This window comes from Mogibacterium kristiansenii (assembly GCF_009695905.1).
GTDB lineage: Bacteria > Bacillota > Clostridia > Peptostreptococcales > Anaerovoracaceae > Mogibacterium_A > Mogibacterium_A kristiansenii.
This window is the reverse complement of sequence record NZ_VUNA01000016.1, coordinates 17,365-35,785: the sequence shown is the minus strand read 5'-3', so window position 1 is coordinate 35,785 and position 18,421 is coordinate 17,365. Positions and strand designations below refer to the sequence as shown.

At 40.3% G+C, this 18,421-nt stretch carries 10 protein-coding genes; 1 reads left to right on the top strand and 9 read right to left on the bottom strand.

Going from position 1 to position 18,421, the window contains the following annotated elements; genetic code table 11:
- Window positions 1-197 precede the first annotated feature (197 nt).
- The 8 genes from FYJ65_RS07920 to FYJ65_RS07885 all read right to left on the bottom strand — a co-directional run bounded on the left by FYJ65_RS07920 (window position 198) and on the right by FYJ65_RS07885 (window position 16,957).
- Window positions 198-3,602: a DEAD/DEAH box helicase family protein gene (locus FYJ65_RS07920; RefSeq protein ID WP_154554782.1), complete on the bottom strand. Its 3,405-nt coding sequence runs from the start codon at window positions 3,600-3,602 to the stop codon at window positions 198-200.
- Complete coding sequence (locus tag FYJ65_RS09820; protein ID WP_328603047.1) at window positions 3,602-5,584, bottom strand: Eco57I restriction-modification methylase domain-containing protein; 1,983 nt, start codon at window positions 5,582-5,584, stop codon at window positions 3,602-3,604. Before FYJ65_RS09820 ends, FYJ65_RS07920 begins: the two co-directional genes overlap by 1 nt.
- Before the next feature lie 48 nt (window positions 5,585-5,632).
- Window positions 5,633-10,885, bottom strand: a complete 5,253-nt coding sequence (locus FYJ65_RS07910) for a DEAD/DEAH box helicase (protein WP_154554781.1) — start codon at window positions 10,883-10,885, stop codon at window positions 5,633-5,635.
- Window positions 10,885-11,883, bottom strand: a complete 999-nt coding sequence (locus FYJ65_RS07905) for a hypothetical protein (RefSeq protein ID WP_154554780.1) — start codon at window positions 11,881-11,883, stop codon at window positions 10,885-10,887. The genes FYJ65_RS07910 and FYJ65_RS07905 overlap by 1 nt, the downstream gene beginning before the upstream one ends.
- Window positions 11,884-13,917, bottom strand: coding sequence for a hypothetical protein (locus tag FYJ65_RS07900; protein WP_154554779.1), 2,034 nt, complete (start codon window positions 13,915-13,917; stop codon window positions 11,884-11,886). It lies immediately after the preceding gene.
- A complete protein-coding gene (locus FYJ65_RS07895; protein ID WP_154554778.1) occupies window positions 13,917-15,440 on the bottom strand; it encodes a hypothetical protein in 1,524 nt (507 codons plus the stop codon). The genes FYJ65_RS07900 and FYJ65_RS07895 overlap by 1 nt, the downstream gene beginning before the upstream one ends.
- Before the next feature lie 243 nt (window positions 15,441-15,683).
- Window positions 15,684-16,412, bottom strand: coding sequence for an amino acid ABC transporter ATP-binding protein (locus FYJ65_RS07890; RefSeq protein WP_331469457.1), 729 nt, complete (start codon window positions 16,410-16,412; stop codon window positions 15,684-15,686).
- Window positions 16,403-16,957: an amino acid ABC transporter permease gene (locus FYJ65_RS07885; RefSeq protein ID WP_235898240.1), complete on the bottom strand. Its 555-nt coding sequence runs from the start codon at window positions 16,955-16,957 to the stop codon at window positions 16,403-16,405. Before FYJ65_RS07885 ends, FYJ65_RS07890 begins: the two co-directional genes overlap by 10 nt.
- A 25-nt stretch (window positions 16,958-16,982) precedes the next feature.
- Between FYJ65_RS07885 and FYJ65_RS07880 the strand changes: the two genes are divergently transcribed.
- Window positions 16,983-17,261, top strand: coding sequence for a hypothetical protein (locus FYJ65_RS07880; protein WP_154554776.1), 279 nt, complete (start codon window positions 16,983-16,985; stop codon window positions 17,259-17,261).
- Window positions 17,262-17,635: 374 nt separating this feature from the next.
- Here the strand turns inward: FYJ65_RS07880 and FYJ65_RS07875 are convergent, their stop codons facing one another.
- Window positions 17,636-18,304 carry a CpXC domain-containing protein gene (locus tag FYJ65_RS07875; protein ID WP_206157369.1) on the bottom strand — a complete coding sequence of 223 codons (669 nt, stop codon included), beginning with the start codon at window positions 18,302-18,304 and terminating at the stop codon, window positions 17,636-17,638.
- Window positions 18,305-18,421: the final 117 nt, after the last annotated feature.

The window sequence follows — 18,421 nt, the reverse complement described above, 5'->3', positions numbered from 1 at the left end:
ATTCATGCATCTACAGTCGTAGTGGTCAAGCATTTTTGTAACACCACTATCTAATTTCCAAAAGCATATTTCTCATAAGGTGTCCTGTAGCCATTGTAGGAATGAGGACGCACCTGATTGTACCAACAGTATGGAAACTCAGTAATTCCAACAGATTAAGCCGAATATTTTAACTCAATTGAGTGCGTGAGTACTCACTAATTAAAATCGAATAAATTTTCTAGTTCTGATTCCAGGTTTCCCTCTTTTGCAAACTGAAGAGTATCGCACAATTTGATATTATTCTTCTCGATACAGAATTCTTCGTTAAATCCAAGTATGTACCGCAAGCAGATTCGGTATATAATTTCTGTCGGAGCACACCCATAAACCTGTTTCGAAAATATATGATTCAATCTTTCTTCATCATTAGGGAAAAGCTTTTTCATGCGCTCACTCTGGTAAAGTCTGGTGACAATCTCTGTCAAGTACATTCCAGACTTCATATATAAATCCGCAAATGTGGCATTCGGATCATCAAAACAGTTCGGATTCTCTTTTTCCAAAGAATCAACCATATCCTTTACCACTGGCTTTGGCGTGAATATCTGGTTTGTCCGTTGCGGAGGAATGTAATTAAAAATATCATCATCATGCTCTCCGGTAAAATAATCTGCTAACTCCAGACGTTTCTTCATAAACTCCTGGACTGCATCGTTGAACACAACCTCATCAAAAAGATGTCCATCAAAATGTTTCTTTATCGTGTTGCCGTTTTCATCGGTTGTTTCGTAATCACCACCATCGCGAAGCATCCGGAACTGATCAAGAGAAACGCCCTCCCCATTCTGCGGATTAACGGTTACTTCCCAGAATACATCTGTCGGTACAAGGGAATCAAAGTTCTCCAGCGTAGTATTCTCATCCCCGTATGCCATCAGGAACGCCGGAATCGTACGAGAAAAACCTCGCAGATGATCTCGGATACTACCCTCAATGGAATCCTTCTCATTATTGAGCCTTTCGGTTTCTACAGTTTCAACAATGGTCTCGGCTGCCTTTTTGACGGTATCTTCACTGTTCAACTTCTTGTGAATGTTATCCACCATCTCCTTGTAACTCTGGAGCCTCCGCTGTGTATACTCATCGTCCAACTGTGTAATTTCTGCCATTGATGCACCAGATTTCTGTGCTTCCGCAATTTTATCATCTTGTTCTTTTTTAAGCTGATGATCACGAATCGTGTAGTCTCCATACTCACGATTTACCACAGTATCCGTAGTTTCCTTAATCTGTCGCTCCAATTGATTCTGAGTAGATTTTTTTAACTCTTTTCCATACTGCTGTCGAGCGGTTTCCATAAGGGTGTCTGCGATTGGCTTTGAAAACTTCTCTCTCAGCGTTCCCAGTTCATCTTTCTTTGTGTCATGAATTGCCGCATGTTCTTCTGTAATGTCAGAAACGGTCTGTGCCAATTGTTCAATTACGTCGCCATACACTTTTTCTCCAAACAAATCGCTTGCTACTCCTACGACTTGTTCTCTTGGAATTTCGATCTCTCCATCATCGTTTAGATTAAGTTCTTTCGAAGTGTTTTCATTCACGCCAACCGGATCCAATTTTTTCGGTTCTTCTATCGCCTGCATGTTATTGATTATGTCAATAATTTCCTTTGGCGCACCAAAAATACCAGAAATATTGGCAAACAAGAAGTTTGACATGAATCCACGTTCCACAACTGCTTTCGCATGAATATGACGCGGAATAGTTAAGACGGATTCTGCATCCAACTCAACCATCGCTCCTTGATCGTCTTCTCCATAGACCGGGAAGAAATTCAACAATTCCCGAACATGCTGCTTACGCTGATCAAAGTTTCCTTTATCATCCGGTGTTGCAGGAATTAAATCATTGGCAAACTGCTCGAAGATTGTTAATGTCCGTGCCGGATCGAAGTCAAATACATATGAATTCTTCTTCCGATAAGAATTTCCTTGCGCATCGTGGAATAAACATGGGTTCTGTGCACGGAAAGCGGCCTGCATATACAGTGCCGGACTTGCCATATTAGAGAGCATCAAAACGGCAGTCCACTCCGGAATCGTCACGCCGGTTGTCAACTGTCCAACCGAAAGCGTAATGGTCTTATCATAGTTCTTTATTGCTCTTGTGACCTTATCAAAGGATTTCTCGGCTTCGTCGTCATCATCTAGTTTTCCATCACCTGCTGCCAAAATGATTTCATAATCCTTGAAAACTGGATGAAGCTCCAATTTCTTTGCAAGTGCTTTCGCACTTGCTACACGATTCAAGAGCCAAAAAGTATGTTTTAGTTCATCTCGTAATTCTTCTGTGGAAAAAGGAAACTTCTCCTGTGTAGTTAAAGCATCTAAGAATTTATCCACATCCTTATCATGAACGAACTTGCCGGATTCATTTGTCAGGAAGAATTCGTTTAAGTCAAATGCATACTCTTCAACATCGTCATCTGAAAGTACAATTCCTTTACTCACCTTATCGCTGGCAATATCTGACATCTGATAGGTGAATAATGATAGGCGCGGAAGCTTTGCATATGGATTCTCCAGTTCGCTGGAAGCATCCCAATCACGCTTCTTCTTCTGTTCGTCAGCATACGTCCAGTTATAAATCGCCTGATTACTAAACTTGTCATTTGCGAGCGCCTTAAAAGGCGTACCGGAAAGATGCAGCGTATACTTACGAGAAATACGACTGAATGCGGTATCCGTCTTATATGTATCGACTCCTTCGTGGGCTTCATCAATAATAAGGATATCCCATTCCACACCTTTTTCTCTACTTAGCTCAGATAGCTTATCATATTTTCCGCCGAAATATATTGATCCCTTCAAATCCTGCAAGCTGACAAATTCAATGCATCCCTTCACGGTTTCAAGATCAGTTTCCTGCAACTTTTCAAGATACTCCTGTCGGCTCAGAACATATTTTCTATCCTTAATACCTTCTACACTGCTGACAAAGAAATATCCGGACTCTGGTCCAAAAAAGGTCTCATAATCCTGATACCACGAATTCGCAATTGCCGGACGGTTCGTGACAATTAGTACATTCGTCACATCTAGCCGTGCACACAGATCATATGCGGAAAGCGTCTTTCCGAAACGCGGTTTGCAATTCCAAAGGAATTCGCCTTTTTCATGTGCCTTAAAATAATCATATGCACTCTGAACGGCATCGTTCTGCTCACCCCGAAGTTCGTATGGAATTACAGTTGCTTCATCACTACTCGAAACGATTCCGTGATTCTGTGTGAAATCAATAAAATCAAATCGAGCAGCTTCGGGTTCAATTTGGAACCATTCCGTTCCCTGTTCACGTGAGACTCCAAGTTTCTTTAAATAGGCATGAAAGTCCTTGTCTGTAAATGTACCAAATGGCTCCGTCATGTAAGCCGCTCGGAGATGCCAACATATTTTGTGCTCTATTCCCACCGTATGCGTCTGCTCTTTAATACGAGTTTCAACATCTCTCTCGGTAAAACCAATCTTCGTCCATCCATCATGTTTCGGTACATCTGGAGTCGTATACGCATAGCACTGAGGTACCACCTTCGTAGTAGTATTTATCTTAATTCCTGCCATTATTCCATCTCCTTTACATGCGTTTCGATAAAGTCGATTTCATCCTCGGAAAGGCCATATTTCTGATACAGCTGTAAATCAATCTCATGCACGGTCTTCGACCAGTCAATGTCGGAATTGGACGTAAAATCCTGGAGGGGTACATATTTCCACACCGCTGGAGTTAAATGCTGTGTTATCTTTAAAGCACTAAGAAGTGCTCTTGCAAATTTTCCACTAACATACTTTAGGATAGCATTCACTTCACATTCAGTATCAAATGCACCGATACTAATAAATGTTTCTGTCGCTGCAACCTCTGGTTCGCTTATCACAGGCGATGCAAGTTTCTCTCCAAATTGTCCGTTGCCATTCCCACTTGGTAGGTACAATTTGTATTTATGTAAATTTACTGTTTCATTCACATAATTCTTGCGAATATACTTATAGGCTCTCTGATTGTTTTCTCTTCCTAGTACACGTATATACTCTTCTCCATCAGATGGTTTTTTATCAAAAAAAATTTGTGGAAGCTTATCAAAAATATTAGTAGACATATCATATGCATGTCCCTTACTCAGCTGAGAAATGGCTTCCGGATAGTCTTCATGCATCTTGCCTGTCAATCTGAAGGCTGTTCTCGTAACAACAATAGAATTCATTCCTTCAAAGCTTGAATTCTTTGTAACCTTATCAAGTACACTGTTCAATTCATTGTATTTTGTAAATACTTTAATCGCCCCAAATTCTTTTTTGGCATCACGATACGTAATTGCCACGCCTCCCTTGATGTCGGTATTGGGAAATACTTTTGTAGCATCTTCCTCATATCTCAATACCTTAAAATGCGTATCGGCTAGCATTTTTTTATTCCAAGCCTTTGGCGTAGAACCCGCATTGAAAAGAAATCTCGCCGGATGAATCAATTCAACACGTTCTGCCACATCACCTGCTGCATCCATGAAAATATTGTAAACCGGTGAAGCATAGGTTTTATTTCCATCCGATGAGAATTCCTCCTGATACGGTGGATTTCCAATTACAAAATTGAATAGTTTATTGCTCATAATTAAATCTCCTTTAATTTCTTGGAACTCGAGAGAAAACTTGCTTCGCCAATTAAAAACTCTGCAAGGTACATCTTTCTTTTTTCCCTCACACTCTGTATCGAGAGTTGTATCAAGCATCGTTAGCTGGTGATACTTTTCATACGGTTTTCCAAGGGGAACCGTATCTTGTCGACCATCCATCTGCCAAATATTCCACGCAATTTTATTCACTATTAAATGAATTAGCTTAATGTCTGGTTCGTATCCCCATCGATCCGTATAGTATTCAATAAATGTCAGCAATAGGTTTACACGAGCGATTAATAAATTGTCACCCTGATACTCATATCCATATGAGGCCTCAAAAGCCCGGATTACCCATTTAACCCATTCGTTATAGTCAAGAGCATTTTCATTCACAATTCTTAATTTGCGATCTAGTTGTCCGATTCGTTTCTTCAACGGATAAATCAGCTCTCCTGTTGATACATCATAACGGGATACAAGATATGGCGCTTCACCACAGGTAATCTCAAGTCTTCTGGAATCCACATATTGTTTCCATGTTTTTCTTTTCGGGAATTCAATCGGCTCTTCGATAACTGTCCATGTACAATTATCGTTTTCTATATTAAAAACATTTTTTCTTCCGAACCATTCTTCATCACAATAATTATTCATCGTGTTGCAGAGCCACGCTGGAGTAAACACCTCTGCCTTTTTTCGAGTTCGCTTCGCCTGTGTTTCTTGGGTTTTCTGAATTCGTGGTTTAATAAGCTCCGCATGTTGCAGCAAAAGTGTCTGGTCCATTTGTTCTTTATCCGTAAATCCATGACCCAACGATTCATATGTATCCGTTGCCCAAATGATATTCTTTTTCGTCGCCTTATCAGCAAGCAACAAGTCCAGGAACGATGAAACCGGTCCTCTTCCAATATCTATTAACTTTTCCACTAAAGAGTGTTACTCCTTTCTTGCTCTTTCATTTAGATTATCATCATACTAACTTCTTCTGAAGTATGAAAGGATTTCACTTAGTGCCATTGGCTTCTCGTATTTAAGCATATAGTCACTAAGATATATTGTGTCCTTTGTGATCGGCTTCTTTAACATCGCAGGATATACAACAAGGTTTCTACTTTCCGATTCTTTAAGCAAAGTCACTTTTTCTCCTTGTTTTCTAGTAATGATGCCTTCTTCGTTTAAAATATCAACCAATGGCATCAATAAATCCCATTGTATTTTGGTTGTAAAATGATCCGGTGTTTTTCCATTCATTCCCCATTCCAGAAGGTCCTTTGCTGCAAATCGATCTAAATCCGAATGAATGTGCTGATTGCGATAATGCTTTAAGCAATCGTAGCAAGCAGAACTGCAATTGCAATTCTCCAGGAGATTTCTGCTTGCCTTTAATAACTCTGGTGTAATTTCAGAGATGCGTTTCGAATATCCGGCACCGCTGGACAAACTATCATACATGTATATGTCCATAAATAGTCCATTTCTATTTGTCCGGATTCGGTATCCTGTTTGCAACTCCGTAAATTCAATATCCAATTCTCTTCCAGCGGCTAATCGAATGCTTTCCGCAAGTGTTTTTCCCGCTCGATGCAGCCAAATATTGCTAACGTCTGTATCAATTTGTTCTGCATCCAACCAAAATTCCAGTACAAGCATATCGGTCTTAAAATCATAACCAAGATTTACCGGTTCTGCATTTGCGTGGCTGCACGACGTCGTATTGTATGGTGTCCAAACCTTCTTTAAAGAAGATTCTTCCTTTCCCGGTACAATTGCTCCACAATCAGGGCATAACGTAAATCCTTCATTTTCTGGTCCTCGATTAATCAGAATAATATTCTGATCTCTTCGCATTGCTTGACGAATATTCTTACAATGATAAACCGGCCTAATATCTTGGTCATTTGGCAATGTAGAATACAGCGGTGTTTGGACTTTCGAATACGCTTCATCTACCTGTGTATCCGAGCACGCCTTTCCATTCTTCGGTGCGAATCCCCATGGCCTTACCATCGGTAAATCATTTCTTATATCCTTATTTCCACAAAATGGGCACGCCTCAATATTCGCTTCTTTGATTCCAAACCAACCGCATCCTTCACATGAAAGAATCAATTTCTTATAATTCGGATCTTTCATAAATTTTTGTATTGGCTTTGCGGAATCCTTTTTTTCCAATCCAGGATAATAGAGACCTCCTATTTGGTATGTTTTCTTATCTACTACAACAGCTCTTCCTGGAGCGTACTCTCCAATTGCAACGTCCAAACCTCTTTCAACCTGATATTCAACTTTAGGCACTGTTCCCTTATAATTGCTAATATAGAGACTTACCACATTCTTCGGAAATGAATACGTCGGAATAATACCTTCTTCGTATAGAGCATCTAGCAGTGATTTCCAATCACTTTTGTTTTCCCCTTCGTACAACTCTCGATGCCTTGCTACTTTCTCTTCCAGATCATACATTGCATCAATCAAATTATTATAGATTTTCGAAATATCTATATTTTTTTCATACAGTAACGCTTCGTCATTGATGTCGTACGCCAGAACATAATTCCTTAATTTGGAGATTCCGTTTCCTTCCATGAACTTCAAGGTCGGCATTTCATCCAGTCCCAGTTTATATTCATCCCGCAAACAGTCTTGCAAAATAATCATATTCAGATGTCGCTGAAGCAATTTAGGACTTTCAACATCAATCCACGGGCGACGAGGATCCCCGCGAAACATATCGGTTGGATCTTTAAAATACAAAGCGTCATACGCGCCATTTTCACAAAAAGTTACGATTGTTGAGAGTGACGATCCACGTCGTCCTGCACGACCTGCACGTTGTTGGTAATTCTCACGCATCGGAGGAATATTTCTAAGTCCCACCGCAACAAGGGATCCTATATCAATTCCCACTTCCATTGTGGTCGTACTGCTTAAAATATCTACCGGAGTTTCTCCCGGCTTCACCATATCTTGAAATCTCAATTCGTATTCTTCCGTTTTGGACCAAACATCGTCTTGTTGATCTTTATGCGAAAGCTGCGCGGTGTGTTCTTCTGTTGCTATAGTTCTTATGGTTTCTCCATCTAATGCGTCAAAGACTGGCTTTCTCCAGAAGTCCAAAGCCTCATATCCATTTTGATTCATCACTTCTATTTTTTCGGAACCGCAGCAAGGACACTTTTTCTGCAACAATCTTGGAGTAACGGCAGAACAAACTGGACATCGAAACCATTCATGCTTCTTTTCAAATACTGGTTTTACTTTATCTAATCCAATAAAATAATGGTAATCTCCATCTTTCATTTGTTCCAGTAAATTCTCTTGAAAAGCATCCTTGAAGGCGTCATGTTCCTTTCCATTTTCATTCCAGCCACACGCTTCAATTATTGTTTTTGAAAAGTCCCAATCTGCAGATAAACCAAATCTTTCTTTATAGTTTCGACGAACTCTATTTCGAACCGTATTCGGTATAATCTGACCGATTGCTTGATGTGCATCACAAATATCCATAAACCATGCATTGAAGACATCGTCTATCTTATCATCTAACGCAGCCTCTAGTTCATCCTCCTCTGGTAAATCTATTCTTTCTGCAATATAATCAAAGATATCGTTTTTTATATTCGACATCGGCTCTACCCAGCTGAGCGCATCATCAATCAATGTATTATAGTTTCCACAATAAAGTCGCAGAATAGTCTCCATCATATTCCTATCCGATTTTTTTGATATTGTGAATTCGCTTTTTTTATCGCTCGCCCCTGATTCTTTATTGCGTCTTCTTCTCCTTGTATTACCGCTCTTTAATTTAAATTTTTCGCACTCCGCACGGAAGACATCGTCAAAGATTTGTGTCTTGTGATGTATCGCTTCTTCTAGAAAGTATCCGTAGATATCATCCAACGATTTTTCGCCAGAATCGCTCATTTTACTCACAGCACACATGAATAAACGACGTGCTGCATTCATATCGGATTCATTGGACATGTCTCGCGCCAAAACAGCTGCCCGTTGTCTGCTATCTGAAAAAAGCAATACCTTTCTTCCTTCGTTCGGGTATTTCTGAATATCTTTTTTACTCTCTATCGGAGGTTCCGCATCAAACTGAGCCTTTATCAAGTTATTAAATGATTGATTTCCTCTCGTGGAGAAACTGATTAAACGAGAATTTGAAAGCATCCTAGCACAATGCGGGCACTTGGCGAAAGATCGTATTTCCGGTATTTTGTCTGACGCATAGGCGCAATAATATAGTTTTCGATACGAAGGATCGTTTTTATGGGAATCATCTGCAAAATCAATAAACCCATTCTGCATATTCATATAGCACGGTTTAATTCTATTTGGGGAACTCGTATGTGGCGCGGTAAAACCTTCTTCAGGAATATAGAGATGAATTTCTCTTATTTTCGTATCCGGCTTTTGCCCTGGATAATGCCACAAATAGGTTCTATTCGTTTTTGTTTTAAGTTCCGTTTCATCTATATATCCCTTGTAGAAAAGAGCTCCACATCTTCTATCTTCATATAATTCATAAACCATGCTTCCACAGCTTGGACAAGTCTGTTTTTGATTATTTATAAATACATCACCTACTGTAATCCCATGATCTGTATGATGATTTTTGCACTTTGAATTCACGCAAGCAAATACGCCCTTCAAACCTCTAAATAGAAGGTGCATTTTTGCAGGAAAAAGCACTTCTCCTTTCTTTGAGGTTGCCAGTTGAGCAATCGAAATCAATAGACTAACCGCCTTTGCAGCATTTTCTCCATCAAGATCTGGATATATTTCTTCCCCTAAGGATGATAATGCTATTGCATCTCCTCTGCACTTCTTAATTAATTTCGCAAATGGTTCATAATCCAATAAATGATGGTACATCCAAATCTTTGCATCTTCTATTGAATTAAAAACAATATTCTCATCACAAGCTTTCTGCCAAAAGTAATTCAATTTCTCAAGTTCAGAGTTCTCTATACCTGTGATTAAGTCTTGTGTCGGTTCTATGTATTTTAATCTTTTCGGTTGTTCAACCTCTATCGTCTTCCTTTCACCTGTGATATATTCAAAGTTTTCTTTCCCAGTTAAGTTAAAGGAAAAATTACGTACCGCTTCCCAGTCTTCGTCAGTTGAACTTGGCATACTTGCGGTTGTAAGTATGAACTGCACTTTTTCTTTTCCGATTTGCAATTTATGAAGTAACCGTTTTATCAATAGGGCAACTTCCCCTCCGGAAGAACCTCTATACATGTGTGCTTCATCAATAATAAACAGGAGTCTGTTTTCTTTTCTTTCTGCCAGCCATCGACGAGTCTCATCCCATATGCGTTGTTCTGTATTTCGAAGCAGCATATATTCTAGCATAGAATAATTTGTAATCAGTATATCTGGACAACATTTCTGCATCTCAAAGCGAGTAAGCATCTCCGCATCCTCCGGATCCGTAATATGCTTTCCTTCTTTTAAAGCAGCTACATACTCGTTTAAGTTCTTTTTTGCCGGTATTCTACCTTGTTTTTGAAGTGTTAAGAAATACTGTAATTCTTCTCCATCACTTTCCGGTTTTATCATTCGTTCGTAGGTGGCAGCAAGATTTTTGTCTTTCGACGAATCAGTTTTTGCCCCCGAATATGGCGTTCTTCCCGTATACATTCCAAATTGTGGACGTCTTACTTTACTACCTGCACACTCTCGAAAGATTTCTGCAAATTTTCCTTCCGGATCTCCAATCAGTCGCCGAAGCCGACTCAACTGATCGGAAACCAATGCGTTCATCGGGTACATAATCATTACCCGTACACCACGTTGATTCCAAGTACTTGAATTCTTTGCTTCTTTCATCAATTTTGAAATCATCGGCCACATAAAACATTCTGTTTTTCCGGAACCGGTACCCGTCGAAACAAATATATCTCTTCCATCAACTGCATTCTTAAATGCTTTAACCTGATGCGCATACGGCGTTGGATAAACTCCCATTTCATTTTCTGCTAGAGTCTGAAAAAACTGCTTGTCAAATTCATCCTGCGTCAAATCTTCAATACTTCCAACTTGCGTATATGCAGGCAACGATTCAATATATGGTTCTCTGTACAGAACCCCTTCTTTAGATAGCTCGTCCTTCAACGCATCAAAGAGCAACGGCGACTTTCCAAAGTATTGTGTTTTAATATAGTTTTCTAATTCTTGTCGAATTTTCTTATGAACTGAATATGCACCTTGATTCATTAGAAGTCCTCTCTCACATTGTACCCTGTATCAACAAGGATTTTCTTAAACGTTCCAGACAATGATTTCGGTATTATCCTAGAAAACGGTCTATTTTCTCCATCATACCGTTCCGGCCAACTATATGCCAGCATCAAATTCTCTACATCCGGATGCAACCTATACTCAATTTCAATTTTTGCAATTTCTTCTCCATGCTTGATTATAACGGGAGGCATTTGCTTATAATATTGAAGCAAACCCGTAGATAATAAGGTATAATTTCTGTCTTCTGATACCCATGTAGGTAATTCCGCAACTTCCATTCCCTCAGATGTTTTTCTTACCAAATAATAGGTTTGAAGAAATGTTTCACATTTTTTTGTCCGCGCTAATGAATACTGAAATTGAAAATTGGGTTGGCCCGTCCAGTATCCTTTTTCAAATGGTTCCTCCATTTTCAGATACTCAACCTTTTCTTTTTCAAAATCGCATTCTCTCCAAGAAACGGATTCTATTAACTTCTGCAAAACAAACTGCGGTTTCTCAAAGCTATTTGAAAAGCTCTCATCATTCTCATCCGCATTAGTCGCTTTTGTATATGCTCCAAGACCGCTCATGTAACAAGACTCCGTTGCATATATACCTCGGCAGAGTTTTACTTTTCCCATTTTAATATGTTTCGTTTTCGCAATTCTGTAGTATTCTGCTCTATGATAAAAGAATCCCGCGTTTTCCATGGTAGATAATATGGAATCACAAAGCCTGTCTGTATGTTCTCCGTAATTCGACGTACTGTTTATTCCAGGAACCATTGATTCATAGGCTTTAAGCAATTCGTACGTCGTGCTTTTTAAACGTCTAACAGAAATCTCCCCTTTATCATTTTCATTCCACAACGTTGCTAAAGCCATGCGACCCACAGCACTATACACAACACGTCGGTACCATTCCACGTCTTTTTCAGACTTATCTTTTTTTATGTTTAATTCTTTTGCAATAATATCAAGATTTATCATTTATTCCACACCCATAAAATACACCAGATTGTTTTTATCTTCGTCTGACAATAGGTTTTCTGTAGAAGCTATTTCTTTTAACTTTTCAGACGTCCCAGTCAAAACTGCATATGGAATTAACAAGGTCATGTACCGCATCAATGTATTTTTTCTTCGATCCGCCATAATAACTTTCGCCGAAGCATATATTCTCTGATACTTTTTCTGTAACGTCCGAGCCATCCCTAAATCATTTAGCTCTAAGATTTTTCTTTCACTTTCGGCATAACGGATTTCTTCTTGTCCACTATTATATAATCCTGCTATATAATCTTCCGTTGGCAGCTCTTCTACAAATTCACTTGTGGAAATCGGGAATACATAACTCACTAATCCTTTTGGTGCCAAGAATAATTCTTCAAAATACGGTGTGAGGAAGAACAATGTTTTTTCTCGGCATGAACAAATATCCGGTACACTGTGCAACCAATTGAAATTTGTAAAACCATCAATGCATATGACCGGATCGGGTGCGTCAAAAATGCATTTTTTCACATCCTTACTATATTCCTCATTACATTCGAGGCATCCACAAGAAGAGCTAAACAACGTATGTGAAAAAGCTTCTGCTATTGCCTCCCCATTCGGCCCAGCCAAAACCATCGGAATATGATTTTCAAAAGTGGACAACAACATTGAACTTAATATTGGCGCATAGTCTTCATTTACTCCTGCAAACTCATGGAGGTTATGAGTCAGCAAATCATGTGCATCTTCAATCCTACTGAAAGTTTCCTCCGTTTCTTTAAATTCGCCTCTACAATAGTTAATTTCATTATTTTTATTTTCGTCTCTTCCAGAAGTTCCAAGCAATTCATTCACATAAACAGTATCTGCCAATAAGCCCCCAACACTATGTTTCGCATTTTGAATTTTCTTTTGAATTTCTTCATCAAACTCTTCTTCAAGCCGACGGTGATCCTCTTTCCATTTTTCTAAGTCAACGTTAGCTTGTCTCAATTCAATCTGTTTTTGTTCTAATTCACTCTTGATTTTCTCCAGAGTCTTTTCAAGAGTACTTATATTCTCTTCTGCGCTTTTAACTATCTTTGCATTTTCTTCTTTCCAGCACGCCTCTGCCACTTTTTCACATTCCATCCGAAGATTTTCGTCCCTTGTTAGAAGAAGTTGTAACGCCTCGGTTTCAAGATCTTTTGAACTAAAGTATTTTTCGATTTCGTTCATGAACTTATTAATGTAACTCGAAGCGTCATCTTCTGATATTCCACATTCTCGTGCAATTTGAACTTCAATGCTTTCATTTATGCTTTCAATAAAAGCTTTCAATTCATTGTGTTCAGCATGTGTTCCTCCTACCATTCGGCTATATGTTTTCCAGGTCGCATTCTTTAAGAAGTACTGTTTAATAACTTCGAATGGACTTTTTATTAGTAAAGTGCCGCCTAGATTAACACTTAGGAATCTATAAATTTTTTCATTTTCAAAAGGTAATACATCTGCTCGGTCAATCACCACAGTCCGTAAATAAGCTGTATCTGGATTTAATATATAATCTCCTGTTTCAATCTCAATCATTTTTTCTGGAGGAATGTACACCCCCTGATAACATCTCGAATTACTTTTGTATATAAGTATTATTCCATTTCCGTTTCTCTCGTTTGCTGAAATTCGATATTCATTTTTCAATGCGGAAATTAGCTGTTCATTATTTTGCACTGTAATAGAATCTACGAAAATTGGTCTTATTTCCTGAATGAAAGTAGATCGAACGTAATCCGACTCTGGTTTATTCTTGTTCGTCTTGGCAGACCATCTCCAACACCCAATGTATCCGATGCTATTGGGGCCATCATTCTTATAAAGCCACGTCCTATTTCCGAATTTTTTAGGAGCATCTTCATTAATAATCGGAACGGAAAGACGATCATCTTCGATATCAAAGAGACGTTCCAAATATATATCGCCTTCCATCCCGATGCTGCTTCCAGTAACTCTGCATATTGAACACTTCTCTACTCTTATATTATTGTCCATCACTTTCTCCTAAATTTCATTGTCTCTTTACGCAATAATGATACTGCTTCCGACGGAAGGGTGCCTCTAGAAGCGGCATTCCTTATAAAGGCTCTCACTCGTTCATCTGCAATACTCGAACAATAAGTTGCGAATTCCGTACTATCCACTTTGACATCTCGTCCTTTGGCCTCTCGGATTCTATGTAGAAAATCTGACCAATTCACTTCATTATTTCTGTTCTGTTTCTTCGGTTCAAAATAAATCTGTCGAACAACGTCGCATCCTACAGTGACAGTAATAGAAGTATCAAAGTCAATATCTTCAATAGATTCCATACGATCCGCATAAATTTTCTTTTTAAAATAACGCTCTTTTCCCTGAATAATAGCAATTCCGTCATACTCCGCTTTTATAAATATCTTTTTCTCCGGAGGTAATTTTTGTTGCTTATATCCCTCTAAAGGATTCTTATTAATATCCGTTATCTCCACTTTCGCATCTTCAACTTCGTATTTTTTCTCATCACGTTGAAGCCTGCAATAATCCAATACCCCAGTTCGACCAATCAGTACAAATTGCCGATTATACCGAATAGGTATTCTATATAATGACCAATTATCTTTCTCTTCTCCTATCGGTGAAACCAATCTATCATCTACCGTTACTCTTGCATTTCCCGATAGATACATCCAGACCGCATGACTTGTATGTCTAACAACTCCGTCCTGGTTAGCACTTGGCGGCCATATATTTAAAGTCTTGAGAGGTGTATTCGTAAGTCGTGCTCGTATACTTAAAAAGAATTTTGCATTTTCTTCATCCAAATTCGTAGCGCTCACCATATACAAATTTCCATTATCAAGTTTCGAAACCCTTTTTAAAGAAGGCGAAACTCGAGGCAGCAAAAATTCTTTTGTGAAATAGTAATACAACTTTCCAACTTCTACATCCGTATCAAAAGGCAACATTTTTCCCGTTTTTACATCAAAGAGTCTTCCTTCCCTACCATTTGTAATCGTTGTTTTAGGCCAAAATTCCCAGATATCTTCTGTATCTTGTCCTAATTTAAGTTCATAACGACTGGCCAACCGTTTGCCTACATCTACATACGTTGTTCCCCGAAAAGCCAATCGTTCAAATGAATATATTCGTTTTTCTTCATATTCATTTGCTATTATCACTTCATTTGTCTGTTGTTTCTCCAAAATGTTTTCCGGAATTTCCGGCAGCCCTATTTGAAAAGAATAATCATCCTGATACTGGATTATTCTAATTGGCAATTCTAAGTCTTTCTTCTGAATCGGCTCTGGATTATAGTACCCAATTGAACGGTCCTCGCATTCCTTATTCGTTTCTCCTCGGCTATGTTTAAAATAACGCTTTCGTGTGTCTCCCTTTGTAAACGATACGAATTGCCCGCATAATTCACACATAAATAAACCGGAGTCAGAAGAAATCCTGTAAGGAAACATTTTATCAGCTTCTTCTTCAGTTATGCGTTTCCATTTTCCATCTTTCCAAACACAAACATGATTAAGCATTTTTTACCTCATAGCTTCATACGGACGTTACATTGTTTTTTGATTATATCATACAACGCATCTTTATTTTGCCTGTACTATCGAATAATTCTTTCTTCCATTCTACCCTATCCCGGTCCCACCGGAAACCTTTATCGGTCGCGGACCGTTGCAACGCGAAATATTTTTACCGTTAATACAAAACAAGCAGGAATTGCTTCCGCAGTCCCTGCTTGTTTTGCATAAATTCCGTAATTATTCCGACTATAGGTCATCGAATTCGACCATCTGCAAGAAGTCTTTGAGATTCTCATTTGTTGGGTTTTCGAATACTTCCCCGCAGGTGCCATCTACTTCGATTATGCCGTCGTTCAAGAATACGACTCTTGTGGCAAAGTTTTTGATGGCGTTGATCTGATGGGTTACAATCAGCATCGTTTGGCCCTCTGCCGCCAGCTCTTTGATGGTCTGGAAGACTTCGTGGGCAAGGGATGGGTCCAGGGACGATGTGGGTTCGTCAAACACGATGATTTCCGGTTCCATGGCAAGGGATCTTGCGATCGCAAGCCGCTGCTTCTGTCCTCCGGAAAGGGTTGCCGGATATTGGTTTGCCGCATTTTCCAGTTTGACTTTTCGAAGCAGCTTCTCAGCAATTTCATCTGCCGCAGATGCCTCCATCTTCTTGACAATTGTCAGTGGCTTCGTGATGTTCTCCCGGGCCGTGTAGTGCGGGAACAGGTTGAAATTCTGGAAGACCATTCCGATTTTTCCAACGCCCTTCCCGTCATCCAAGTATTCCTCCCCGTTCAGCAAAATCTGTCCGGTGTCCGGTTTCTCCAGGCCGGCGATGCATCGCACCAGGGTACTTTTACCGGATCCGCTGGAACCGATGATGGCCACGATGTCGCCTCTGTTCACCGATAGATTCACGCCGTTGAGCACGTGGTTGCTTCCAAAACTTTTCTTCAGATCTTTAATATCTATCATTGCCATTTTGTCGCCTTCCTTTCTAACTTTCTAGCAACAAAAGTCATGGAGTAGGTCATCACAAAATACAGCACACCCAGTGAAATATATATTTCAAATGGATGATAGGTCTTTGCATAGATTTGATTTCCAAGCTTTGTAAGCTCTATTACCGGAAGCACGGAGGCCATGGAGGTCTCCTTGATCATCGTCGAGAATCCGTTCATAAAAGCCGGAATCGCCACGCGAATCGCCTGCGGCAGTACAATGTACCGGTTCACCTGAAATGAGTTAAAGCCCAGGAGTTTTGCCGCTTCATATTGTCCTTTGTCGACGGACAGAATGGAGCCTCGTACGTTCTCGGACATGTATGCGCCGCTGTTCAACCCCATCGTAACGATACTTGCGAATACCGGATCTATTTTTACCCCGATGGTCGGCATCCCGTAGTACACGAAGAAAAGCTGAACGATTAACGGTGTGCACCGAAAGAATTCCACGTAGAACCCCAGGATAAAAGAAATTATCTTTGGGAGCTTATGGCTTCGCAGTGCACCCACCACTAAGGACAGACCGACCGCAATGACAAAACCGAGGATGCCGATTTTCAGTGTAATCCCAAGTGCCGCCGGAAATCGGCCCTTTCATTTGCTCGGCGGCAAACAATTGATGCAGGAACATTATTTTTCAGCGTTCCTGCATCAGTTTCCCGATTTTTACCGCCGGCCCGGATTAAAACCGGGCCGGATTCAGATGAAAAGAGATGCACGGAAGGCCCCCGCCGGCCTCCGTGCATCTCTTTACAATATTGTATTTTCCAAAAGAAAAGAATTGACGACGAATGCGCGCTATCTCCCCTTTCGTCGTCAATTCTAATCATCTCCTCGTGCCTCTTGCTCTAATCTGCATTCTTCATCGCAAAAATTGACGACAGACCCTCGCTTTCCGGATGTCTGTCGTCAATCTAGTATTTTCTTTGCGATATTTTCTCTAATTTAAATTTGGTTCAGGTCAAAAAATCACTCTTTCTCCTCCGGATTTCCTGTTTCCAAGACCTCATTCCGCCTTTTTAGTCGGCATTGGGCTCTAATCTACCCGACGGCCGCGGGGGAATTGACGACGAAACCTCGGGGCAGAGCGTTTCGGCGTCAATTTCTTCTGCTTTTCCGGAAAGGGCGCAAATTAGAGGCCTTTCCGGAATACTTGTGAGAGGAGTCTGTGAGAGAGGTCTGTGAGATGAGTCATAGTAACTATTCCATTCCCAGTGCCTTTGAAGCCCAGGCACGATCGATCCGGAACTCGCTGCGGCTCCGAAGGTCCGGCAGCTTGTCCCGCACCCCCTCTGCCATATCCTCGTACATTCCTTTCGGAATCGGGACAGTGCCCAGGGCGCCTTTGGAATTCACAACGACAAACAGGAATTCTCCGTCTTCTTCCAAGTAGTAGAGGTTGGCATCCCTTAGGTCCGGGTTCTTGTCTGCAACCGCATCGCTGATGATGTGCTTCACCAGTTCGACAATTCGGTCGTCCTTGCCGGCATCGAAGATTCTTATTTTTTCCATCAATTCTCGCTGAGAACCCACGATGCGGTACAGGTACGAATCCATATCCTTCTTCAGTACCTTCGTGAGCTCGCTTTCCGCACTCCCAAAATCGCCTCGAAACTGTTCTTCCACCATTTGGATATCTTCTTCCTGCACCACGTAATAGATCATGATTTGATCCTCCATCTGATGGTAAAGCATCGGATAATCGATGTTGTATGACTTTCCGCAGTGGGGACAGATGTATTGAAACAGCGATCCGCTTAGGAGCTGTTCTTTCTTCTCCGGATTCAACACGGTATTCACACTCTTCCACATTTCAAACTCACCGGTAGTTCCGCAGACCGGACATTGGATTTCTTCTTTTTCGCACATGGACATAGGGCACCATCCTTTCTGTATCTGTATATCCCGGCATCGATGATTTGCTTAATGATATTGTACCGTACTGCAGCAGTGTTCGAAATCGGAAAATCAAAAACAGCACCGCAA